This is a genomic window from Nonomuraea sp. CA-218870, from assembly GCF_050936535.1.
GTDB classification, from domain to species: Bacteria; Actinomycetota; Actinomycetes; order Streptosporangiales; family Streptosporangiaceae; genus Nonomuraea; species Nonomuraea corallina.
Window position 1 is genome coordinate 570,183 of sequence record NZ_JBNJMN010000002.1, and the last position, 22,265, is coordinate 592,447.

A 22,265-nucleotide genomic window follows, 5' to 3' on the forward strand; every position below is an offset into this window, starting at 1 on the left:
GGGTGGGCCCGTGGAAACGCGCGCGGAAGAGCAACTCATCGGACCGCTGCTCCTCGCCCGGGGCACCGTCGACAGGTCGGCGGCACGCAGAGCCAACACCGCCTGGCTGGAACAGGCCTGGAACGACCCCTCGACCCGGGTGCTCGTCATCGACAACGGCCGCACGCTCGTCGAACGCGCCGGCGACGAGGTGCGGGCGGTGCTCTACACCCCGGCCGAGGCGCCACCCGGTGAGCGCTTCCTGCTCGGCGTCGCCGACGGCGTCACCTACTTCGCCGTGGCGGCTCCGCTGCCCGGCGGCTCGGCGGGCGACGTCAACGGCCGCGTCACCGTGCCGATGAGCCCGCACGACGCCGCGGAAGGCCGCCCGGTGCCGGCCGGGCTGCGCCAGGCGGGCGGCCTGCTCGGCGACCGCGACGCCGGTCTCCTGGTCTACGCCGTCGCCCTGGAGGCCTGGCACGGCGTCCACCAGTTCTGCCCGCGCTGCGGCGCCCGCACGACCGTCGAGGCCGGCGGCCACATCCGCGTCTGCCCGCGCGACGGCAGCCAGCACTTCCCCCGCGTCGACCCGGCGGTCATCATGCTGATCCGCGACCCCGACGACCGCTGCCTCCTGGCCCGCGGCCCGCAGTGGCCGGAGGGCCGGCTGTCGATCCTGGCCGGGTTCGTCGAGCCGGGAGAGTCGCTGGAGGCCGCCGTCATCCGGGAGGTGGCCGAGGAGGTCGGCATCGTCGTGGCCGACCCGCGCTACCTCGGCAGCCAGCCGTGGCCCTTCCCGCGCAGCCTCATGCTCGGCTTCTTCGCCAACGCCCTGTCCACCGACCTCACCCCCGACGCCGAGGAGATCGCCGAGGCCCGCTGGTTCTCCAGGGAAGAACTGGCCCGCGCGCTCCGGACCGGCGACGTCCGCCTCCCGCCCCCGGTCTCCATCGCCCGCCGGCTCATAGAGACCTGGTACGGCAGCCCGCTCACGGGTGACTGGTAGACCATGTTCACTTAGTGTGAAACCCAAAGCACGGTAAGTGACTGAAGGGCTACGCTCATGCACATGAACGAAACCCAGGTCCAGGAGATCCTGGACATCGAGCGCCAGAAGCTGGCCATCCACGTCGCCGCCGCCGAGATGCGCATGGACGACAAGGACCGGGCCTCCGAGCAGCGCATGATCGAAGCGATCACCAACGTCGTCACCGACGCGGTCGTGACCCTCAAGGCCGAGATGTCCCTCATGCGCGACGAGCTGAGAGGCGAGATCCAGGACGTCCGCGCCGAGCTCAAGGCCGACATCCACGGCCTGCGCGCCGAGCTGAAGGAGGAGATCCAGAGCGTCCGTACGGAGTTGAAGGAGGAGATCCAGGCTGTGCGCACGGAGCTCAAGGGCGAGATCCAGAGCGTGCGCACGGAGCTCAAGGGCGAGATCCAGAGCGTGCGTACGGAGCTCAAGGGCGACATCGCGCGGCTGGAGCGCAAGCTCGACAGCCACACGCACTGATGAGACCTGGGTGACCTAAACACCCAGGTCTCGGTGGCGATGTTAGCCAAGTCTCGAGCCCTCCGGCGGCGAAGCCGAGGGCTCGAGCGTCCTTCAGGCCGCTTCCAGGAGAGCCTTGACCTCGCGGGCCGACGGGTTGGTGCGGACGATGCGCCCCTTGGGGGTCTCGATGACCACCGTCGGCACCACCTGGTTGCCGCCGTTGACGCTCATGACGAACGCGGCCGCGTCCGGGTCTCGCTCGATGTCGACCTCGTCGAAGCTGATGCCCTCGCGGGCCAGCTGGGACTTGAGCCGCTTACAGGGGCCGCACCACGTGGTGCTGTAGACCGTGAGCGCCATCTCTGGGGAATCCCTCCAAGGTCAGGGGAAAAGACAGGCGTCCGGTGCAACACCGCGTGCCGCCCGGTTAATCCCTCACCCGATGCGGTCGGCGATCCACGCCTGGACGCGCTCGGCCACGCCCGGCTCGCGGTAGAGGGCGGAGCTGTGCGACTGGCCCGGCATGATGACGGTCTCGACGGGCACGCCGAGCTTGCCGAGGGACTGCTTGAGCAGTGCGCTCTGGGCCGGCGGCACGAACTCGTCCTGCGCGTGCACGGTGAGCATCGGGGCATCCTTGCGGCTGGCGTGCCAGGAGACCTCCATGCTGGCCCACACCCGGGAGCACTTGCCCTTGGGGTGGCAGTCGCCGGCCAGCCGGACCGCCGCCCTGCGCAGCCGGATCTTGTTGAGGTCGGTGGCCGCGGCCCCGTCGGTGTAGGCGCGCAGCGGGGAGATGATCGGCGACAGCCCGACCACGCCCTTCAGCCCCTGCATGCCGTTGCCGAAGGTGCCGACGGCGGCGGCGATGTGGCCGCCGGCGGAGAACCCCACCACCACGTAGTTCTTCGCGTCGAAGGCCCACCGGTCGGCGTGGCGGCGGGCGGCGGCGATCGCTGCCAGCGCGTCGGTGCGCTGCGCGGGCCAGGCGGCGTGGGTCGACAGCCGGTAGTTGATGTTGAAGACGGTGTAGCCCAGATCGGCGAACGAGCGGGTGATCTGCGTCATGCCCCTCTTGTCGCCGCTGGACCACCAGCCGCCGTGGATGATGAAGACCCCGGGCCGCTGCATGCCGTCGGGGGTCCACCACACGTCCATCTGCTGGCGGTGGTGCTTGCCGTAGGAGATGGTCTCCTTGGACAGGCCGCCGATGCCGTCGGGGTCGGTCGTCATCGTCGCCGCGGGACCCGGCGTCGGATCCTGCGCCGCCTGCGCGCTCACCGGGGTAAGCGTCACAAAAGCGAGCGCGATCGCGCTCAGGGCAACCGCTGTGCGCACGGCCTTCCTTTCTCCCCATCACCTGGACTGGCCCATTGTGGTGGAAGAACCCGGTCGTTTGCATCTCGTTGGCAGTGAAACAGGTGACACCGCTGGTTGGCACAATGGCCCCCGGACCGCCACCGGCTGGGAGGATGGACAGGTGAGCAGCGTGGACGACGTGCTGTCCGGGCTCGACCCCGAGCAGCGTGAGGTGGCCGAGACCGTGCGCGGGCCGGTGTGCGTGCTGGCCGGCGCCGGCACGGGCAAGACCAGGGCCATCACCCACAGGATCGCGCACGCGGTGCGCGGCGGGGTGGTCGACGCGCGGAGCGTGCTCGCCGTGACGTTCACCACACGCGCGGCGGGGGAGCTGCGCCAGCGGCTGCGGCACCTGGGTGCTCCGGGGGTGCAGGCGCGCACGTTCCACGCCGCCGCGCTGCGGCAGCTCACCTACTTCTGGCCGCGGGTGATCGGCGGCGCGCCGCCGTCGGTGATCGAGTCCAAGCTGCCGGTCCTGGTCGAAGCCTGCCGCGCCGTCAGGAGAAGCCCGGACCGCGCCGAGCTGCGCGACATCGCCGCCGAGGTCGAATGGGCCAAGGTCACCCAGATCGGGCCCGAGGACTACGTCGCCGCCGCCGCCAAGCACCACCGCACCCCTCCGGTCTCCGCCGAGGAGGTGGCGCGGCTGTACGAGGCGTACGAGCGGATCCGGCGTGAGCGCCACCTGCTCGACTTCGAGACGATCCTGGAGCTGACCGCGGCGGTGATGACCGAGCACGCCGAGGTCGCCGCCCAGATCCGCCAGCAGTACCGCTACTTCGTCGTCGACGAGTACCAGGACGTCAACCCGCTGCAGAAGCTGCTGCTCGACACCTGGCTCGGGGGCCGCGACGACCTGTGCGTGGTCGGCGACCCCAACCAGACGATCTACTCCTTCACCGGCGCGACCCCGCGCTACCTGACCGGGTTCGCGGTCGAGTTCCCGAACGCCGCGGTCATCAAGCTGGTGCGTGACTACCGCTCCACCCCTCAGGTGGTCGACCTGGCCAACCTCGTCATCGCCAAGAGCAGGTCGCCCCACCGCCTGGAGCTCGTCGCGCAGCGCCCCGACGGACCCAGGCCGGTGTTCGCCGACTACGACGACGAGCCCGCCGAGGCCGCCGGCGTCGCGCGCGGCATCCGCAAGCTGATGGAGCAGGGCGTCCCGTCCCGCGAGATCGCGGTGCTCTTCCGTACCAACTCGCAGTCCGAGGCCTACGAGGAGGCGCTGTCGAAGGCGGAGATCCCGTACGTGGTGCGCGGCGCCGAGCGGTTCTTCGAGCGGGCCGAGGTGCGCCAGGCCGTCGTGCTGCTGCGCGGCGCGGCCCGCTCCCACTCGGGTGAGCCGCTGGCCGCCGAGGTGCACCACATCCTGGCCGGCGTCGGGCTGACCCCCGCACCGCCCGGCGGCGGCAAGGCGCGTGAGAAGTGGGAGTCGCTCAAGGCGCTGGCCGATCTGGCGGAGGACCTGGCGGCCGAGGGCGCCGACCTGCCGGCGTTCGTGGCCGAGCTGGAGCGGCGCGCGGCCGAGCAGCACGCGCCGCCCGTCGAGGGCGTCACGCTCGCCTCCCTGCACGCCGCCAAGGGGCTGGAGTGGGACGCGGTCTTCCTCGTCGGGCTCACCGACGGCATGGTGCCGATCATCTATGCGGAGACGCCGGAGCAGATCGAGGAGGAGCGCCGGCTGCTGTACGTGGGCATCACCCGCGCCCGCCGCCATCTGTCCCTGTCGTGGGCGCTGGCCCGGTCGCCGGGCGGGCGCAAGAGCCGCCGCCCGAGCCGGTTCCTCGACGGGCTGACGGGTCGCCCGTCCGCGCCCGCCAGGGTCGCGGCGCCCGCCCGCGAGCGCAGGGAGCCGGCGACCCCGGTCAGCTGCCGGATCTGCGCCAAGACCCTGGTGGCGGCCGCCGAGCAGAAGCTGGGCCGGTGCGCGACCTGCCCCGCCGACTACGACGAGGCGCTGCTGGAGAGCCTGAAGGCGTGGCGCACGGCCACGGCCAAGGAATCGAAGATCCCGCCGTACGTCGTGTTCACGGACGTGACGCTGCAGGCCATCGCCGAGCGGGTGCCGACGACCGAGCAGGAGCTGCTGTCGATCGCGGGCATCGGCCGGGTCAAGCTCGACCGCTACGGGGAGGCGGTGCTCGGCCTGTGCCGTGGCGGCGGACACTGAGCTCGTCCCGCCGTCGCGTACGCTGTGCTGTCGTTTCGCGGCGCGGAGCCATCGTAACCGCCGCGAAACCACGCAATGCCACTATGAGGGGGCGAGTCCGGGGGGTTCTCGCGTTCCGACATGAAGGGGGATGGGTGAACGAGGCCCTGAAGGAAGCGCTCGACCTGCTCGACCTGGAGCAGATCGAGCACGACATGTTCCGCGGCCGGAGCCCCGAGGAGCGCATCCAGCGCGTCTTCGGCGGGCAGGTCGCCGCGCAGGCCCTCGTCGCCGCCGGCCGCACCGTACCGCCCGGCAAGAACGTCCACTCGCTGCACGCCTACTTCATCCGCCCCGGAGACCCGGCCGTACCGATCGTCTACGACGTCGAGCGCGTCCGCGACGGCCGGTCGTTCACCACCCGGCGGGTGGTGGCGATCCAGCACGGCAAGGCGATCTTCACGATGTCGGCCTCGTTCCACATCGAGGAGCCCGGCATCGAGCACCAGGCCTCGGCGATGCCGGCCGTGCCCGCGCCCGAGACCCTGCCGACCTTCCAGGAGCAGATCACCGCGCTCGTCGGCGAGGACCACGAGCAGCGCGAGTGGCTGGCCAGGCCGCGCCCGGTCGACGCCCGCTACGTCTCCCCGCTGGTCTGGGAGGCGCACCTCGATCCCGACCTGCGCAGCGCCGAGACCAACGTCTGGTTCCGCTTCGACGCCGACCTGCCCGACGACCCGCTGCTGCACGTCGTGCTGGGCGCCTACGCCTCCGACTACACCCTGGTCGACACGATCCTGCTCGCGCACGGGCTGGCCTGGGGCACCAGCGACATCATGGGCGCCTCGCTCGACCACGCGATGTGGTTCCACCGGCCGTTCAGGGCCGACGAATGGCTGCTGTACGCGCAGGAGTCGCCGTGGGCCGGAGGGGCCAGGGGGCTGGCGCGCGGCGAGATGTACAACGCCTCCGGTGAACTCGTGGTGTCCGTGGTTCAGGAGGCCATGATCCGCACGAGATTGTCACAAAATCGCAGGTAGAAAATACGTTGCCCAACGCCGGGATCCCGGTTTAGGGTCTTGCACAAGCGAGTCGGGCGTCCCTGCCCGGCGATCCCAGAGCGGAGGTGAGTCACAGTGATCAGCATCAACACGCCGGCCACGCAGTGGCTCGTTTCCGCATGCCGTGACTCGGTGAGGCTCGTCGATGGCCCGGCCAGGCTGCGGCAGGACGAGTATGCCCGTCGCCAGGAGTCCGTCATGTACGCGCGCGCCCACGGTGGCGCCGCCGCTGCGAGCGCTCCCGTCTTCGGTGCCGCCGCTGCTCCGAGCATGCCCGCTCTCGTCGCGGGCGCCGAAGTGCCGACCCAGCCGACCGCCAAGCGTGGAGTGGGTCCGCAACCCTGGAGGGATGCTCCGGTCATAACCTGACCGGCACACAGCAGCCCCCAGGCCGCGGATCCGCAAACAGGATCCGCGGCCTCTTTGTTTGTCCGTGATCCCGATCACCCACGAGGTGTGTCCCGACCGAAACAAAAGGTTCGATCAAAGGAGAAAACTGATGGGGGCGAAGACGATCATGGACCTGGTCGACGAAGCCGAGATCCCCTGTCGTACCGACCCTGACCTGTGGTTCGCCGAGTCGCCGGAGGACGTCGAGTTCGCCAAGGCGCTCTGCACCGGGTGCCCGATCCAGAAGACCTGCCTCGAGCGCGCGCTCGAAAGGGAGGAGCCCTGGGGCGTGTGGGGCGGCGAACTGATCCTCCGCGGCACCATCGTGCCCCGCAAGCGGCCCCGTGGCCGTCCGCGGAAGCACCCCGTCGCGGCCTGAACCACCGATCCTGCAGTAACCACCAGAAAGAGGAAATCCCATGAGCCTGGTCCCGACGAGCAGCGACTTCTCGGCCCCGTATCTCTACCATGAACTGGTCAACGACCGAATACGGACCCTCCACCGCGAGGCGGAGGAGCACCGCATGGCCGCCCGCATCACCCGCGTCCGCAAGGCGCGGCGTGACGTCCGGCGCGCCCAAGAGCGCCTCAGCCGGGCGCTGAGCCTGGGGCTGTGATCGGGAGATCCTGCCGCCGGCGCAGGATCTCCCGCCGAGAAGAAGACCCGCACGGAACGACTGTTCCGCGCGGGTCTTCCGCGTTTCTTCCCCCGCGCCGCGTTCCTCCCTCGCGCCGCGTTCGCGGCGGGCGCCGACGGGTGATCGTTTTCAGCGGTGCAGGTACGCGCCCGCGCTGCGTGCGGGGGTCAGATCGAGCCGGCGCAGCAGCTGCGCGTTCAGCGCGACGACCACGGTCGAGGCCGACATGAGAATCGCGCCGACACTCATCGGCAGCACGAACCCGATCGGCGCGAGCACCCCCGCCGCCAGGGGCACCGAGATCAGGTTGTAACCGGCGGCCCACCACAGGTTCTGCTTCATCTTCCGGTAGCCGGCCCGCGACAGCTCGATGACGGAGAGCACCGAGCGCGGATCCGAGGAGGCGAGGATGACTCCCGCCGAACCGATCGCGACATCCGTGCCGGCGCCGATCGCGATGCCGACGTCGGCCTGGGCCAGGGCGGGGGCGTCGTTGACGCCGTCACCGACCATCGCCACCCTCTTGCCTTCGGCCTGCAGTTCGGCGACCTTGGCAGCCTTGTCCTCCGGCCTGACGCCGGCGAACACCCGGTCGACGCCGAGGTCGCGGGCGACGGTGTCGGCGACGGCCTGAGCGTCACCGGTGATCATCATGACCTGGGCTCCGGCGGCGTGCAGGGCGTCGACGGCGTCGCGGGACTCGGCCCGGATCTCGTCGGCCAGGCGGAGCGCGCCGATCACCCGGCCATCGGCCACGACGTGCAGGATGATCGCGCCCTCCGCGCGCCAGTCACGGGCGACGGGAAGCTCGTCCAGGCCGTGGTCGTCGAGGAGGTACGGCCCGCCGACCTCGACCACAGTGCCGTCCACGCGCGCGCTGACGCCGACCGCCGGGGAGGAGGAGAAGCCGGTGGCCGGAGGCACGTCCAGACCGCGGGCCCGCGCCGCGCCCACCACGGCCCTGGCCAGGGGGTGCTCGCTGTCGCTCTCCGCCGCCGCGGCCAGGGCCAGCACCTCGTCCTCGTCGTGGCCGCCGACCGGCTCGATGCCGGTCACGGCCGGCTCACCCTTGGTCAGGGTGCCGGTCTTGTCGAACAGGACCGTGTCGACCGTACGCATCGACTCCAGCGCCAGCCGATCCTTGACCAGCACGCCGCCGCGGGCGGCGCGCTCGGTGGCGATGGACACCACCAGCGGGATCGCCAGGCCGAGAGCGTGCGGACAGGCGATGACGAGCACGGTGATGGTCCGCACGACCGAGGCGTCCGGCATGCCGAGGAGCGCCCAGACGACGCCGGCGATCGCGGCCGACCCCAGCGCGAACCAGAACAACCATCCCGCCGCGGTGTCGGCGACGCGCTGGGCCCGCGAGGAGGAGGCCTGGGCGTCGGCCACGAGCTTCCGGATGCCGGCCAGGGCGGTGTCCTCGCCGGTGGCGGTGACCTCGACCCTGAGGCCGGAGTCGGTGGCCACGGTTCCGGCCACCACCTGGTCGCCGGCAGAACGGCGGACGGGCCTGGACTCTCCAGTGATCATGGACTCGTTCATGCTCGCGGAACCGTCGACGATCTTCCCGTCGGCGGGCACCGAGGCGCCGGGGCGGACGATCACGACGTCCCCGACCACCAGGTCGGACGGCGCGACCTTGACCACCTCGGTCCCCGTGACCTTCTCCGCCTCGTCAGGCAGCAGGGCCGCCAGGGAATCCAGCGCCGAGCTGGTCTGGGCCAGGGAGCGCATCTCGATCCAGTGGCCCAGCAGCATGATGACCACCAGCAGGGCCAGCTCCCACCAGAAGTTCAGCCGGTGATCGAGCACGTGCAGGCTCGCGCCCCAGGAGGCGACGAACGCCACCGTGATGGCCAGACCGATGAGCAGCATCATGCCCGGCTTGCGGGAACGGATCTCCGAGACCGCCCCCGTCAGGAACGGCCGGCCGCCCCACAGGTAGATGACGGTGCCCAGAACCGGCGAGACCCACCGCACCCACGCCGCGCGGGGGAGTTCATAGCCGACGAGATCGGCGAACATCTCGTTCAACCCCACCACCGGGACGGCCAGCACCAGCATGATCCAGAACAGCCGCCGGAACCGCCCGACATGATCGCCACCATGGCCGCCACCATGGCCGCCACTGTCGTGGTGCGCATGAGCGGTCCCGTCCCGTCGATGGCCGGACGCGCCGGATCCAGGAGCGTGCTGGTGCCCGTGGTGTGCGCTCATCCTCCGACTCTATGCCCCTGAGGGGTATCTCCCCCGGAGCAGTCCCCGTCTGAACCAAAGCCGGCGACTACCGCAACCCACCACCGCCCCCGACGAGCGGGCGAGAGCCCGGCGCGTCACCAGATGAACGGGCGAGAACCGGCGCGTTACCCGATGAACGGCCAGACCCACCGCCGACCCCGAGAGGTGGGCCAGAGCCGGCCCCTTACCTCGATGAACGGACGCGGGTCCGCTGGGAACGGGCCGGCGCGGCAGTGGGGATCAGGCGGTGGCCAGGGCCTTGGCGTCGGTGTCGTCGGGGTCGTCGGAGAAGCCGGGGACCCATCGGATCACCTCGTCGCGGAAGCGGGCCGTGGTGCCCAGCTGGCACAGGACACCGATCCCGGCGATGTGCACCCGGTGGATGAGCACGTACGAGGGAGGCAGGTTGAGCTGGCGGACCACGTTGCCCGGCCGCAGGTCCGTCACAGAAGCCGCCTGCGCCTGCAGCCACTCGCGGCTGAAGGTGAACTCCTCCACGGCCGTCGGCTCGACGTAGGGGGCGAGGAAGGCGCGCAGCGCGTCGGGGTCGATCTCGATGTCGGGCCGGATGAACCCCTCCGCGCGCAGCCCGGCTACCACGGTGTCCATGTCGCCCTGGTTGAAGATGCGGGTGAGCTGGCCGAACGCCAGCGGGTAGCCGCCCCGGTTGACCGCGCCGAAGTCGAGGACCCCGAGCCTGCCGTCGGGCAGCATACGGAAGTTGCCCGGATGGGGGTCGGCGTGCAGCATGCTGACCCTGGTGGGGGAGCAGAACAGGAAGCGCACGAACAGCAGCCCGGCCCGGTCGCGCTCCTCTTTCGTGCCCTCGGTGATCACGCGGGACAGCGGGACGCCGTCCATCCACTCGGTGATCAGCACGGTCTCGTTGGCGGCGATGACGTCGGGCACATGGAAGTCGGGGTCGCCGTGGAACTCCAGCGCGAACGCGTGCTGCGCCTCGGCCTCGCGGAGGTAGTCGAGCTCCTCGGCGATCCGCTCGCGCAGCTCGGCGAGCATCGACTTGATGTCGAGGCCCGGCATGAGCACCCCGAACAGCTTGCCGAGCCTGGCGAGCTGGGTGAAGTCGCCGAGCAGGGCCTTGCCGGCGCCGGGGTACTGGATCTTGACCGCGGCCTCGCGGCCGTCGTGCCACACGGCGCGGTGCACCTGGCCGATGGAGGCGGCGGCCGTCGGCTCGTCGTCGAACGACCGGAAGTGGTCACGCCAGTCGTCGCCGAGCTGCTCGGCCAGCACCTTGTGGACGGTGGCGACCGGCAGCGGGGGAGCCGCGTCCTGCAGCCTGGTGAGCGTGGCCCGGTAGGGGGCGACGATCTCGGCCGGCAGCGCGGCCTCGAAGATGGACAGCGCCTGGCCGAGCTTCATGGCGCCGCCCTTGAGCTCGCCCAGCACCTTGAAGATCTGCTCGGCGGTGCGCTGCTGGATCTCCTCGGCGACCACCTCGGCGGATCTGCCGCCGATGCGCTTGCCCAGTCCGAGCGCGGTGCGTCCGGCGAAACTGAGGGGCAGGCTGGCCAGCTTGGCGGAGCGCGTGACGGCACGGCGAGGAAGATCGCTCATCCTGATCTGCGGAATCTCGGCGGAGACGCCGCTTCCCCCCTTCGACGGTCGTTACCTACGCAGGTCACTGGCAGGTAGCTGACATGACCATTGTTAGCGGATTTGGATTGTCTCGTATACAACGACATTGCGCGTGGATTGCCCAAGATCGGTAGCTCCAGCGTCGATCAGGCGATATGTCGGTTGTGCCGTTCATCACAGCCGAGGCGTGACCATCAAGGTAGTCGAGAGCGTGACCGGTCACCGCGGCCGCGACCGAGGCCGCCGCCGCGGCGTCGCAGGCGATCTCCCCGGGGGGATAGCCGCCGAGCCGGGCGGTGACGACCGGCCAGCCCGGGTCGTGGTCCCGTCTGGTCAAGTCCAGGCAGTGCAAACAGGCGGTCTGTCTAGGTATAACGAGCGGACCCGCCAATCCATGCCCTTCGAAGGCGGATCCGAGCAGATGCGGGATCCGCAGGGTCATCAGCTCGTTGACCAGCACCATGTCGAGCGGCCGCACCGGCGTGAGAATCACCAGGTCGGGCCGCTCGGTGCCGTCGCCCAGGAAAGGCCCGCCCGCCAGCACCTCCACCGCGGCGCGCGCCCCGGGCCGCCCCCGGCCCTCCGCCCTCTCGCCGGACCGGGCCGTGCCCACTCCCGTGCCGGCCGGAGCACGGCCTTCGGCGCCGCCCCGATCCCGCCTTCCCGCTCCCTCGTCACCGGGGTCGGCCCGCCGCGCCGCGCCCGCCTCCCGCGTCAGCCCGACCTCGGCCCACGTCAGCCCACCGGGCACCAGGTCACGGGGCCGCGCGGGCTCGGGGTCGAACACCCGGATCCGGCCCACGCCCGCCGCCGCCAGCAGCGCGACCACCTGCGCCCCCACCCGCCCGGCGCCGTAGACCCGCACCCGCGAGTCCGCCCTGCGCCGCAGCGCCGCCCGCCCGGCCCCCGGCGCGGCCCCGGCCAGAGCCATCGCGTCGAGATCGGGCCGCATCCGGTCGAGGGCGGCCAGGGACAGCGGGAGCGCCGGACCGCCGGCGTCGTCGAGCGCGCCGGACGTGGCCAGCCGGTCGAGCAGGGCACGGGCGAACGCCTCGGGCAGCCCGGCCAAACGCGCCTCCCGCAACGCGACGGCCAGGTCGCGGCTGCCGTCGAGACCGCCGAGCCACCGGCGGGCGGCCCGGCTCAGCCCGGTCAGGACGACGGCCCGCCGCGGGTGGGCGCCGAGCTGGACGGTCTGCTCGTCACGGTCGACGAGGCGGAGGGCGGGATGCAGGCGTGGCCTCATGGCCCGAAGATTTGCACGCACATTCAAGATCCCGCACTCGAACGCCCCGCCTTGTGGATAACCCGCCGCTTTCCACGGCCGCCTGTGGACGGCGGACAACTCCCGATGACATTAAATTCTTGGCAATCCGCAGCGAAGAGAACGATCACCCCCAAAGTCCTGACCAGCAGTAACCCTCATCTTGAAGCTCCGCCCAGGCCGGTGGTACGGGGCGAACCCTCTCATGACGATCAGGAAAGCCCGCGTGCCCAAATTCACCAGCTCTTAATCATCTGACCAGCACAAACATGTCCCCGCCCTCTGGGGAATTCCGTGCGTGTCGGCTACCGTGCATATGTGCCCCCCGAGACAGTCGAGGTCCGTCGCAGTTCTCGTCGCCGGCGTACGGTCTCCGCTTACCGCGACGGCGACAAAACGATCGTGCTCCTGCCCGCCTGGCTCAGCGGTGAGGACGCGGATGAATGGGTGAGCCGGATGCTCGATCGGCTCGCGGCCAAGGAGCGCAAACGGCGGCCCACCGACGAGGCGCTGCTGGAGCGGGCGAAGGAGCTCTCGGCGAAGTACCTCGACGGCAAGGCCCGCCCGGCCGGCGTGCGATGGGTGGACAACCAGCAGCACCGGTGGGGTTCCTGCACTCCCGAGACCGGCACGATCCGCATCTCGACCCGGCTCAAGGGCCTGCCCGAATGGGTGATCAACTACGTCATCGTGCACGAGCTGGTCCACCTCCTCGTGCCCAGCCACGGCCCGCGGTTCTGGGCCCTGGTGGAGCGCTACCCGAAGGCCGAGCGCGCCCGCGGCTTCCTGGAGGGCTTCTCCGCCGCCGCTCACAGCGCCCCGGAGGAGTGTTGACGCGCACCGTCGCGGTTCTCGTACGGCAGAGCATGGCGCTCTCCGCGCCCCGGGGCGTCGATCCGGCCCGCTGGCTGGAGGCCATCGCCGAGGACACCTACGAGCTGGTCGCCGGCCTCGAGCTGGTGACTCCCGTACTGGCGACGAGCGTCCCGGGCCTGGACGACCTCGTCTGGCCGGGCACCGAGATCATCGAGATCGGCGAGGACGACCCGGTCAAGGACGTGCTCAAGCTGCTGAAGGGCGACCAGGCCGCGATCGTCGCCGGCGACGCGCCCGACCTGCCGCCGCTGCTGGTCGGCAAGCTCTTCCGTGAGCTGGGACGCGCGCAGGTCACGGTCTGCCCCGCCGAAGGGGGCGGCGCCGTCGCGCTCGCCTGCCGGCTGCCGCCGCCCGGCTGGGCGGACCCGGATCTGGACGACCCGGACCCGGTGGCGGCGCTGCGCGCGCAGGCTCCCGGCCGCCGCATGGTGGCGACCGGCCCCGGCTGGCACCGGCTGCGCCACCCCGGCGACGCCGGGCGCCTCGACCCCGGCCTCGAAGGCTGGGAGAGCACCCGCGCCCTGCTCATGGCACGCTGAGCTCCGCGAACACCGCCCGGTGGTCGGTGCCCGGCACGTCGTGCACGCTGACCGCCTTCACCCCCACCCGCTCGTCGACCAGCACATGGTCGATCGTGATGACGGGCGGGATCCGACGGTTGGCCGGCCAGGTCGGGATCAGCCCCGCGCCCACCTGGTCGGCGGCGTCCTTGTAGCCGCGTGCCAGCAGGCGGCGCATCGGCGCGTGGTCGAGCGAGGCGTTGAAGTCGCCCGCCAGGATGCGCACAGCCCGGTCGGACGAGCCGGGCAGCGCCTCCAGCGCCGCGTGCCAGGCGGTCGCGTGCGGCCCGATAGGCGGCACGGGATGCACGTCGAAGAACTCCACCGGCGCCACGCCGGGCAGTGCCAGCCTGGCCACCGGCATGTTGTGGCCTTCCAGCGGCGGCAGCGCGCCGGGCAGCGCCTCCAGCGGGTGGCGGGAGAAGATCCCGCTGCCGGCGGCGCTCCACTCGGCCATCAGCACGCGGTGCGGCATGATCTCGCCCAGCCCGGCCGAGTCCAGCTCGGCCACCGCCCCGGGGGTCAGTTCCTGCGTGCTGAGCGCGTCCGGCCGCAGCCGCCGTACCAGGTCCATGACCGCCTGCGGTTCGGCCCTGCCGAACAGCAGGTTGACGGTCAGCACCCGGAACGGCCGGCCCGCGGTCGCCTCCGCCACGCCGAGCGTTCGCGGCAGCACGCTGAACCCGAGCATGGCGCTGGTCACCAGCGCGACCGCGGTGGCGGCCCGCCGCCGCCCGAGCGCGGCGATCATCAGCGGAAGCAGCGAGCCCGCGGCCGCGTACGGCGTCGCGGTCATGATCTGAGTGGGGATCGCCCCCCGTTCCAGGCCCGCCAGCCTCGTCACCGCCCACGCCGCGAAGGGGGTCACGGCGAGCCACGTCAGCACGGCCCCGGTGCGCCCGCTGCGCCTGCGGCGCGCGGGCGTGACGATCGTCCCCCCGACCGGACTCTCTGCGGACACGCCCACGGGGACCCCCTTCGGAACCGTACGGATCTTCAGCTGACGACGTCGACGGGAGACCCGCGCATCAGCCGGCGGCCCCGCGGTCGTGCGAGGCGAGGGCGCCGGCCAGCGCCGCCCGCCCCCGGGCCGCGAGACGCCTGGTCGCCTCGTCGGACAGGTCGGGGATCTCCTCCACCGGGAACCAGCGCAGGTCCAGGGACTCCTCGCTGATCACGGCCTCGGCGCCGGCGGGGGCGACGGCCGCGTACTCGACGTCGAGATGCCAGCTGTGCGGCGGATGGCACCACACCTGGTGGCGGTCCAGCGCCAGCGGGCCGGGCAGCAGAGTCAGATCCGCGATGCCGGACTCCTCCACCGCCTCGCGCAGCGCCACGCCGGCCAGCGTGGTGTCGGAAGGCTCGCAGTGGCCGCCCATCGGCAGCCACATCCCCGCCTTGGGGTGCAGGGTGAGCAGCACCCGGGCGCCGTCGTGCGACAGCACCGCCGTGGTCGCCGTCAGGTGGCCGGGCGCGCACGCGCGCAGCATGGCGTCGTCGTGGGCCGCGAGATGGCCGAGGAACTCGGCGCGCAGCAGCTCCTCCCCGTCCGTGGGCGCGGTCCACGCGGAGAGCACGGCCACCGCGTCGTCGTGCAGGCTCAACGCTGGTCGTCCTCGTCGCCGGGCTTGCGCTCCAACTGAGAGATGTCCCAGTCGCCGCCGCCCCGGACGAACGCCTCGGGATCGTCCAGGTCGTCGGCCGTCGGCATGAGGTCGGGATGCGACCAGAGCGCGTCGCGGCCGTCGAGGCCGCGCGCCTCCTTGACCATCTGCCACAGCTTGGCCGCCTCGCGCAGCCTGCGCGGCCGCAGCTCCAGGCCGACGAGTGTGCCGAAGGTCAGCTCGGCGGGCCCGCCCGTGGCGCGGCGCCGCCGCACGGTCTCCGCCAGCGCCACCGCCGACGGCAGCTTGCCCTCGGCCGCAGCGTCGACCACCGTGGCGACCCAGCCCTCGACCAGGGCCAGCATCGTCTCCAGGCGGGCCAGGGCGGCCTTCTGCCGCTCGGTCTCCTCGGGCTTGAGCAGCGCGCCGCCGCTCAGCGCCTCCTGGAGCGCCTGCGGGTTGTTGATGTCCAGCCCGCGGATCTGCTCCTCCAGGGCGGAGGTGTCGACCGTGATGCCCTTGGCGTACTCCTCGACGGCCCCGAGCAGGTGGCCGCGCAGCCACGGCACGTGCTGGAACAGCCGGTGGTGCGCGGCCTCGCGCAACGCCAGGTAGAGCCTGATCTCGTCGGCGGGATGCTCCAGGCCGGCGCTGAAGGAGGCGACGCCGCCGGGCAGCAGCGCGGCCGTGTCGGACAGCGGCAGGCCGATGTCGGTGGTGCCGATCACCTCACGCGCCAGCGAGCCGAGGGCCTGGCCGATCTGCTGGCCGACCATCATGCCGCCCATCTGCTTGAGCATGCCCATCAGCGGCCCGGCCATCTGCTGGGCCTCGGGCGGCAGCCCGGCGCCGCCGAGCGCGCCGCCCATGGTCTCGACCATGCGCTCGGCGATCGGCTCGGCCAGCTTGCGCCAGACGGGGATCGTGTTCTCGATCCACTCCGACCGGCTCCACGCCTGCGGGTTGGACACGCCGCTGGGCAGCGTGGTCGCCTCGTTGAGCCAGAGGTCGGCCAGGTGGAGCGCGTCGACGATCTGGCGGCGCTCACCTTCCATGACGCTCGGGTCACCCTGAGCGACGACGGCGTGTCGGGCGATGTTCTTGGCCATGTCCCAGTTGACCGGGCCGGAACCCTGGGGCGCCGACAGCATGTCGGCGAACTGGCGCATCGCCTGAGCCATCTGCTCAGGGTCGCCGAACATGGCGAAAGGGTTTTCGTTGGGGTCGTTTTCGCGACCTGGCAGGTCAGTCACCGCTCTACCTCGTGCAGGATGGAGGAGTCCACATCCGCCACGTTAGCCGTCCTGTGGCGGATCAGTGCAAAGTGAGGACCTGGTGCCTACCTCGAAACGCCCGCGCCGACCCGTCGTAGCCGTCACCGGTGCCGCATCCGGCCTGGGCCGCGAGCTGCTCGCCAGGCTCGTCACGTCCGCGGATTTCCGCAGAGTGGTGGCCATCGACGAGGAGCGCGGCGACATCCAGGAAGCCACCTGGCGGGTGATCGACGTCCGCGATCCGCTCTTGGCGAACCGGATCTCCGACATCGACGTCGTGGTCCATCTGGCCGGTGACTACGCCGTGGACTCCGACCCCGGCGAGCGCCGCGCGTACAACCTGAGAGCCGCCCAGACCGTGCTCACCGCCAGCGCGGCCGCGCGCGTCCGGCGGGTGGTGCTGGTGACGAGCGCGATGGTGTACGGGGCCGAGTCCGACAACGACGTGCCGCTCGCGGAGGACGCCCCGGTGGCGGCCGAGCCCGACACCGGCGTGGTCGGCGACTACCTGGAGATCGAGGCCCTGGTCCGCAGGTCGCTGCGGAGCCACCCCGGCCTGGAGGTCACGGTGCTGCGCCCGGCCGCGGTCGTCGGGCCCGGCGTCGACACGGTGATCACCCGCCACTTCGAGTCGCCGCGGCTGCTGACGGTCAAGGGGTGCGCGCAGCGCTGGCAGTTCTGCCACATCGACGACCTGGTCTCCGCGCTGGAGCTGGCCGCCCAGGGCGTCGTCACCGGCGTGGCGGCCGTCGGCTGCGACGGCTGGCTGGAGCTGGAGCAGGTCGAGGAGCTTTCCGGGATCAGGCGGTTCGAGCTGCCGGCCGGGCTGACCTTCGGCACCGCCCAGCGCCTCCACCGGCTGGGCGTCACGCCCGCCCCGGCCACCGACCTCCATTACGTCGTCTACCCGTGGGTGGTCGACTGCACGAGCCTGCGCGAGGCCGGGTGGGCGCCGTCGTGGACCAACGAGGCGGCCTTCAAGCAGCTCCTGGAGCTGCGCGAGAACCGCACCACCGTGGTCGGCAGGCGGCTGCCGGTCAAGGAGGCCACGCTCACCGCGGCCGGAGCCACCGTGGCCGTCATCGGCACCGCCGCGATCGTCCGCCAGGTGCGCAAGAAGCGCCGCCAGTGAGAAATCTGTAGGCTCTCCACGTGGACGTCATCCGGTTGCTCGCCCTTCGTGACACTCCGCTCTCCGTCGACGAGGTGCTGGCCGCGGTGGGCGACCACGCCGCCGGCGGCACCACCGTGTTCGTGGGCACCGTCCGGGAGCAGGACCACGGCAAGCGGGTGACGAGACTCTCCTACTCCGCCCACCCGTCCGCCGATCGCGAGCTGCGCTCCGTGGCCGAGAAGGTGGCCTCCGACTTCCCCGTGACCGCGCTCGCCGCCGTCCACCGGCTCGGCGACCTGGAGCTGGGCGAGACCGCGGTCATCGTGGCCGTGGCCTGCCCCCACCGCGACGAGGCGTTCATGGCGGCGCGCAGGCTGATCGACGACCTCAAGGCGCAGGTGCCGATCTGGAAACATCAGGAGTTCGCCGACGGGTCGGCCGAGTGGGTCGGCGCCTGCGAATAAGCTCGGATCCATGTCGCGACGTGCCTTGACGCTGCTCGTTTCGGGTTTCCTCGTGCTCGCGCTGGGCATCGGCGGCGCGGTCGTGGACGTTCCGTACGTCGTGCTCAGCCCCGGCCCCACCGAGAACACCCTCGGCGACATCGACAAGCAGCCGGTGATCAAGATAGCCGGGCGCGAGACCTACCCGACGACCGGCGCGCTGCGGCTCGTCACGGTGGCCTACCAGGGCGGCCCCACCTCCCAGATCGACCTGCTCACGGCGCTGCGCGGCTGGATCGACCCGACCGTGGCCGTGGTGCCGCAGGAGACCATCTTCGCCCCCGACCGCAGCCAGAAGGAGGTCGAGGAGGAGAACACGATCGAGATGACCAACTCCCAGGACGACGCCACGGCCGCGGCTCTGAACGAGCTGAAGATCCCGTACGAGGCCGTCATCTCGGTCGCCTCGACCGTGAAGGGCAAGCCCGCCGAGGGCAAGATCCAGAAGGGTGACAGGATCGTCGCGGTCGACGGCGAGCCGGTCACCAGGACCGACGAGGTCAGCAAGGCCGTGCGGGCGCGCAAGCCGGGCGACCCGGTCACGTTCACGATCACCAGGGGCGGGGAGAAGCTCGACGTCACGGTGCCGACCGTGGCCGCCGGCGGCGAGCCGATCGTCGGGGTCAACATGCAGCCGGGCTACGAGTTCCCGTTCGACGTCGACATCAACGTGGGGGACGTCGGCGGGCCGAGCGCGGGGCTGATGTTCTCGCTCGGCATCGTGGACAAGCTCACCGAGGGCCAGCTGACCGGCGGCAAGCAGATCGCCGGCACCGGCACCATCAGGCCCGACGGGAAGGTGGGCCCGATCGGCGGGATCCCCCAGAAGATGGTGGGCGCGCGCAACGCCGGCGCCACGATCTTCCTCGCCCCCGCGGGAAACTGCGCCGAGGCGCTGAGGGCCGTGCCCGACGGGTTGCGGCTGGTCAAGGCCGAGACGTTGCACGACGCGAAGCTGGCGCTCGAGGCGCTGGCCTCAGGTAAAGGGGAGGTCCCGTCTTGTTCTGGATGAAACTTCCCGCCATCGCCGCGCGTTGGCCGTAGTGGTGACACTGCGGTGTAGGTTGCCAGACACGGACCGTTTCTTCATCACGACGAGGGGTTGGCCTTGAGCTTCCGGACCCCAGGAGCCGGCGGCAGGGCGATGCGCTTGCCCCGCCGACCGCGACTGCTTCTGCCTGTCGCGATCGCACTGGTGGCGATTGTGGCGCTATTTTTCCTTTTTTCCGGTATTTATACCGACTATCTATGGTTCACCGCGATCGACTACACGCGGGTCTTCTCCAGCGTGCTGGTCACCCAGATCGTGCTGTTCCTCGTCGGCGCGGCCCTCATGGCGGGCATCGTCGGCGGCAACATGCTGCTCGCCTTCCGGTCCAGGCCGCTGTTCGGGCCCGCGGTCTTCGGCGGCGGCGGCAGCGGCGCCGACCGCTACCGGCAGGCCATCGACCCGCACCGCAAGCTCGTCTTCATCGTCGGCATGGCGCTGCTCGCCCTCTTCGCGGGCTCCTCGACCGCCGGCCAGTGGCCGACCTGGATGCAGTTCGCCAACGGCCAGCCGTTCGGGACGACCGACGCCGAGTTCGAGCTCGACCTCTCGTTCTTCATGTTCGAGCTCCCGTTCATCAGGCTGGTGCTCAACTTCCTGTTCACCGCGGTGATCATCTCGATCATCCTGGCGGCGATCACCCACTACCTGTACGGCGGGTTCCGGCTGCAGTCCCCCGGCGTGCACGCCTCCAAGGCCGCGCGCGTCCACCTGTCGGTGCTGCTCGGCGTGTTCGTGCTGCTCAAGGCCATCGCCTACTGGTACGACCGGTTCGACCTCGTCTTCTCCGAGCGCGGCTTCGTGCACGGCGCCTCCTACACCGACATCAACGCGGTGCTGCCCGCCAAGAACATCCTCGCGATCATCGCCCTGATCTGCGCCCTGCTGTTCTTCGCCGGGGTGATCCGGCCCGGCGGCATGCTGCCCGGGGTCTCGTTCGGCCTGCTCGCGCTCTCGGCGGTGCTGATCGGCGGCGTCTACCCGATGCTCGTCGAGCAGTTCCAGGTCCGGCCCAACCAGCAGGGCAAGGAAGCCGCCTACATCGCCCGCAACATCGACGCGACCCGGCAGGCCTACAACATCGACGACGCGAAGGTCGAGGCCTACAGCGCCGAGGCGGACCCCAGCAAGGTGCGGGCGAACGCCGCCGGCGACGCCTCCGTGACCGGCGTCCGCCTGCTCGACCCGGGCCTCGTGTCCGCCACCTACGAGCAGACCCAGCGCATCAGGGGCTTCTACGAGTTCGCCGACCAGCTCGACGTCGACCGCTACCCCGACGAGAACGGCAAGCTCACCGACCACATCGTGGCCGTGCGCGAGCTGAGCGGCCCGCCCGAGGGCCAGAACAACTGGATCAACCGCCACCTGGTCTACACCCACGGCTACGGCTTCGTCGCCGCGCCCGGCAACAAGGTCGACTCCAGCGGTCTGCCGGCCTACGACGCCAAGGACATGCCGGTCACCGGCGCCCTGGCCGAGCGCACCGGCCTCAAGGAGTCGCGCATCTACTTCGGCGAGACCACCGGCGCCGAGTACGTCATCGCCGGCGGCAACCCCGAGCGTCCGCAGGAGCTCGACTACCCGGAGACCGGCGGCACCGGGCAGAAGAACACCACCTACACCGGCAAGGGCGGAGTCCCGGTCGGCTCGTTCCTCAACCGGCTGTTCTACGCCGCCAAGTACAGCGAGGTGAACATCCTCCTGTCCGGCGACGTCAACGACAACTCCAAGATCCTGTACGAGCGCGGCCCGCGTGACCGGATCGCCAAGGTGGCCCCGTTCCTGACGCTCGACTCCGACCCGTACCCCGCGATCATCGACGGCCGGGTGACCTGGATCGTCGACGGTTACACCACGTCCAACGCCTACCCCTACTCGCAGAGCGAGAGCCTGCAGGAGATGACCCGCGACACGGCCACCGACCGGTCCCGGGTGATCGCCCAGCAGCCGCTGGACGAGATCAACTACATCCGCAACTCGGTCAAGGCCACGGTCGACGCCTACGACGGCACCGTCACCCTCTACGCCTGGGACCCCAATGACCCGGTGCTCAAGACGTGGAGCAGCGCGTTCCCCGGGATCATCCAGCCGAAGACCGAGATGAGCCAGAGCCTGCTCGCGCACATCCGCTACCCCGAAGACCTGTTCAAGGTGCAGCGCTACACCCTGTCGCGCTACCACATCACCGACGCCGCGGCCTTCTACAGCGGCCAGGACTTCTGGAACGTCCCGAACGACCCGTCGCAGGGCGAGCGGAACGTCAAGCAGCCGCCCTACTACCTGACCACCACGATGCCGGGCGGCGAGCCGACGTTCTCGCTGACCACCACGTTCGTGCCACGGCAGGGCCCCAACCTGGCGGCGTTCATGGCCGTCGACTCCACCGCCGGTGAGAACTACGGCAAGCTACGCATCCTGCGTATGCCGTCCAACACCCCGATCCCCGGCCCCGGGCAGGCGCAGAACGCCTTCCAGAGCCGGTTCGCGGGTGAGCTCAACCTGCTGGGTGTCGGCGCCTCCTCCGTCCGGTACGGAAACCTGCTGACGCTGCCGTACGCGGGCGGGCTCGTCTACGTCGAACCCGTCTACATCCAGGTGGCGGCGGGCGGCGGCCAGGAGCCGTACCCGATCCTGCAGCGCGTCCTGGTCTCGTTCGGCAGCCAGATCGGTGTCGGCCGCACTCTCGACCTGGCACTGGGCCAGGTGTTCGGCGAAGAGCGGACCACCGATCAGCAACAGCAGCCGCAACAGAACCAGCAGGACCAGCAGAACCAGGACGCCCAGCAGAACCAGGAGACGTCGGCCCTGCAGACGGCGATCAGCGACGCGCAGAGGGCCTACGACGACGCCACCAAGGCCCTGCAGAGCGACCCGCCCAACTGGGAGGAGTTCGGCAAGGCCCAGCAGCGCCTGGACGAGGCTCTGGAGAAGCTTCAGGGCGCCGGCGTCCAGGCGCCGGTCACCACCCCGACGCCCGCCCCGACAGGCTCGCCCGCACCGTCACCGGCCCCCACCGGGTCGGCGGCCCCGTCGCCGTCCGCGTCACCGGCGGGAGCGTCCTAGTCCGTCGATTTGCGTAAGCCCCGTGTCAGGGATAGTCTTTAG

20 protein-coding genes are annotated in these 22,265 nt (G+C 70.9%); 12 read left to right on the forward strand and 8 right to left on the reverse strand.

From position 1 onward, the window contains the following. Positions 1 to 10 precede the first annotated feature (10 nt). Together nudC and ACQEUU_RS31325 are read left to right on the forward strand one after the other, a co-directional pair. Positions 11 to 985, forward strand: coding sequence for an NAD(+) diphosphatase (gene nudC, locus ACQEUU_RS31320; RefSeq protein ID WP_433072694.1), 975 nt, complete (start codon positions 11 to 13; stop codon positions 983 to 985). Positions 986 to 1,048: 63 nt separating this feature from the next. Continuing rightward, positions 1,049 to 1,492, forward strand: a complete 444-nt coding sequence (locus tag ACQEUU_RS31325; protein ID WP_433072695.1) for a hypothetical protein — start codon at positions 1,049 to 1,051, stop codon at positions 1,490 to 1,492. Between the two features lie 93 nt (positions 1,493 to 1,585). Here the strand turns inward: ACQEUU_RS31325 and ACQEUU_RS31330 are convergent, their stop codons facing one another. Both ACQEUU_RS31330 and ACQEUU_RS31335 read right to left on the reverse strand, forming a co-directional pair. Then, a complete protein-coding gene (locus ACQEUU_RS31330; protein WP_433072696.1) occupies positions 1,586 to 1,834 on the reverse strand; it encodes a glutaredoxin domain-containing protein in 249 nt (82 codons plus the stop codon). Between the two features lie 75 nt (positions 1,835 to 1,909). Then, positions 1,910 to 2,755 (reverse strand): alpha/beta hydrolase, encoded by an 846-nt coding sequence (locus tag ACQEUU_RS31335; protein WP_433072697.1) that lies wholly within the window; start codon positions 2,753 to 2,755, stop codon positions 1,910 to 1,912. A 208-nt stretch (positions 2,756 to 2,963) separates the two neighbouring features. Between ACQEUU_RS31335 and ACQEUU_RS31340 the strand changes: the two genes are divergently transcribed. From ACQEUU_RS31340 to ACQEUU_RS31355, 4 genes are all read left to right on the forward strand, one after another. Then, positions 2,964 to 5,006 (forward strand): ATP-dependent DNA helicase UvrD2, encoded by a 2,043-nt coding sequence (locus ACQEUU_RS31340; protein WP_433074435.1) that lies wholly within the window; start codon positions 2,964 to 2,966, stop codon positions 5,004 to 5,006. 134 nt (positions 5,007 to 5,140) lie between these two features. Continuing rightward, positions 5,141 to 6,025, forward strand: coding sequence for an acyl-CoA thioesterase (locus ACQEUU_RS31345; RefSeq protein WP_433072698.1), 885 nt, complete (start codon positions 5,141 to 5,143; stop codon positions 6,023 to 6,025). Between the two features lie 520 nt (positions 6,026 to 6,545). Continuing rightward, positions 6,546 to 6,815 carry a WhiB family transcriptional regulator gene (locus ACQEUU_RS31350; RefSeq protein ID WP_433072699.1) on the forward strand — a complete coding sequence of 90 codons (270 nt, stop codon included), beginning with the start codon at positions 6,546 to 6,548 and terminating at the stop codon, positions 6,813 to 6,815. Between the two features lie 40 nt (positions 6,816 to 6,855). After that, positions 6,856 to 7,053: a hypothetical protein gene (locus tag ACQEUU_RS31355; protein ID WP_433072700.1), complete on the forward strand. Its 198-nt coding sequence runs from the start codon at positions 6,856 to 6,858 to the stop codon at positions 7,051 to 7,053. 150 nt (positions 7,054 to 7,203) lie between these two features. Here the strand turns inward: ACQEUU_RS31355 and ACQEUU_RS31360 are convergent, their stop codons facing one another. The 3 genes from ACQEUU_RS31360 to ACQEUU_RS31370 form a co-directional block, all read right to left on the reverse strand. Then, positions 7,204 to 9,297 (reverse strand): heavy metal translocating P-type ATPase, encoded by a 2,094-nt coding sequence (locus ACQEUU_RS31360; RefSeq protein WP_433072701.1) that lies wholly within the window; start codon positions 9,295 to 9,297, stop codon positions 7,204 to 7,206. Between the two features lie 261 nt (positions 9,298 to 9,558). Then, positions 9,559 to 10,896, reverse strand: a complete 1,338-nt coding sequence (locus ACQEUU_RS31365) for an ABC1 kinase family protein (protein WP_433072702.1) — start codon at positions 10,894 to 10,896, stop codon at positions 9,559 to 9,561. 64 nt (positions 10,897 to 10,960) lie between these two features. After that, entirely contained in the window at positions 10,961 to 12,163 is a 1,203-nt protein-coding gene (locus tag ACQEUU_RS31370) for a ThiF family adenylyltransferase (protein ID WP_433072703.1), read from the reverse strand. Positions 12,164 to 12,499: 336 nt separating this feature from the next. On the opposite strand from ACQEUU_RS31370, the gene ACQEUU_RS31375 reads away from it, so the two are divergent. Continuing rightward, the gene (locus ACQEUU_RS31375; RefSeq protein ID WP_270157779.1) at positions 12,500 to 13,015 is read left to right on the forward strand and encodes a M48 metallopeptidase family protein; all 516 of its coding nucleotides are present in this window, start codon (positions 12,500 to 12,502) and stop codon (positions 13,013 to 13,015) included. Next, positions 13,012 to 13,596, forward strand: a complete 585-nt coding sequence (locus ACQEUU_RS31380; protein ID WP_433072704.1) for a DUF2064 domain-containing protein — start codon at positions 13,012 to 13,014, stop codon at positions 13,594 to 13,596. Before ACQEUU_RS31375 ends, ACQEUU_RS31380 begins: the two co-directional genes overlap by 4 nt. Here the strand turns inward: ACQEUU_RS31380 and ACQEUU_RS31385 are convergent. The 3 genes from ACQEUU_RS31385 to ACQEUU_RS31395 all read right to left on the reverse strand — a co-directional run bounded on the left by ACQEUU_RS31385 (position 13,583) and on the right by ACQEUU_RS31395 (position 16,423). Beyond that, positions 13,583 to 14,578: an endonuclease/exonuclease/phosphatase family protein gene (locus ACQEUU_RS31385; RefSeq protein ID WP_433072705.1), complete on the reverse strand. Its 996-nt coding sequence runs from the start codon at positions 14,576 to 14,578 to the stop codon at positions 13,583 to 13,585. The two genes, ACQEUU_RS31380 and ACQEUU_RS31385, sit on opposite strands and share 14 nt — an antisense overlap. Positions 14,579 to 14,645: 67 nt before the next feature. Beyond that, positions 14,646 to 15,221 carry an NUDIX hydrolase gene (locus ACQEUU_RS31390; protein ID WP_433072706.1) on the reverse strand — a complete coding sequence of 192 codons (576 nt, stop codon included), beginning with the start codon at positions 15,219 to 15,221 and terminating at the stop codon, positions 14,646 to 14,648. Then, the gene (locus ACQEUU_RS31395) at positions 15,218 to 16,423 is read right to left on the reverse strand and encodes a zinc-dependent metalloprotease (RefSeq protein ID WP_433072707.1); all 1,206 of its coding nucleotides are present in this window, start codon (positions 16,421 to 16,423) and stop codon (positions 15,218 to 15,220) included. Before ACQEUU_RS31395 ends, ACQEUU_RS31390 begins: the two co-directional genes overlap by 4 nt. A 130-nt stretch (positions 16,424 to 16,553) precedes the next feature. Between ACQEUU_RS31395 and ACQEUU_RS31400 the strand changes: the two genes are divergently transcribed. The 4 genes from ACQEUU_RS31400 to ACQEUU_RS31415 all read left to right on the forward strand — a co-directional run bounded on the left by ACQEUU_RS31400 (position 16,554) and on the right by ACQEUU_RS31415 (position 22,223). Further along, positions 16,554 to 17,627, forward strand: a complete 1,074-nt coding sequence (locus ACQEUU_RS31400) for an NAD-dependent epimerase/dehydratase family protein (RefSeq protein WP_433074438.1) — start codon at positions 16,554 to 16,556, stop codon at positions 17,625 to 17,627. A 20-nt stretch (positions 17,628 to 17,647) separates the two neighbouring features. Further along, a complete protein-coding gene (locus tag ACQEUU_RS31405; RefSeq protein ID WP_433072708.1) occupies positions 17,648 to 18,073 on the forward strand; it encodes a molybdenum cofactor biosynthesis protein MoaE in 426 nt (141 codons plus the stop codon). Between the two features lie 10 nt (positions 18,074 to 18,083). Then, the gene (locus ACQEUU_RS31410; protein ID WP_433072709.1) at positions 18,084 to 19,124 is read left to right on the forward strand and encodes a YlbL family protein; all 1,041 of its coding nucleotides are present in this window, start codon (positions 18,084 to 18,086) and stop codon (positions 19,122 to 19,124) included. Between the two features lie 132 nt (positions 19,125 to 19,256). Beyond that, positions 19,257 to 22,223 carry a UPF0182 family membrane protein gene (locus tag ACQEUU_RS31415; protein WP_433072710.1) on the forward strand — a complete coding sequence of 989 codons (2,967 nt, stop codon included), beginning with the start codon at positions 19,257 to 19,259 and terminating at the stop codon, positions 22,221 to 22,223. Positions 22,224 to 22,265: the final 42 nt, after the last annotated feature.

Coding starts and splice junctions, on each gene's coding strand:
- ACQEUU_RS31410 (WP_433072709.1), top strand. CDS start 18,084: ATGTCGCGACGTGCCTTGACGCTGCTCGTTTCGGGTTTCCTCGTGCTC.
- ACQEUU_RS31415 (WP_433072710.1), top strand. CDS start 19,257: ATGCGCTTGCCCCGCCGACCGCGACTGCTTCTGCCTGTCGCGATCGCA.
- ACQEUU_RS31365 (WP_433072702.1), bottom strand. CDS start 10,896: ATGAGCGATCTTCCTCGCCGTGCCGTCACGCGCTCCGCCAAGCTGGCC.
- ACQEUU_RS31370 (WP_433072703.1), bottom strand. CDS start 12,163: ATGAGGCCACGCCTGCATCCCGCCCTCCGCCTCGTCGACCGTGACGAG.
- ACQEUU_RS31395 (WP_433072707.1), bottom strand. CDS start 16,423: ATGTTCGGCGACCCTGAGCAGATGGCTCAGGCGATGCGCCAGTTCGCC.
- ACQEUU_RS31325 (WP_433072695.1), top strand. CDS start 1,049: ATGAACGAAACCCAGGTCCAGGAGATCCTGGACATCGAGCGCCAGAAG.
- ACQEUU_RS31350 (WP_433072699.1), top strand. CDS start 6,546: ATGGGGGCGAAGACGATCATGGACCTGGTCGACGAAGCCGAGATCCCC.
- ACQEUU_RS31360 (WP_433072701.1), bottom strand. CDS start 9,297: ATGAGCGCACACCACGGGCACCAGCACGCTCCTGGATCCGGCGCGTCC.
- ACQEUU_RS31355 (WP_433072700.1), top strand. CDS start 6,856: ATGAGCCTGGTCCCGACGAGCAGCGACTTCTCGGCCCCGTATCTCTAC.
- ACQEUU_RS31330 (WP_433072696.1), bottom strand. CDS start 1,834: ATGGCGCTCACGGTCTACAGCACCACGTGGTGCGGCCCCTGTAAGCGG.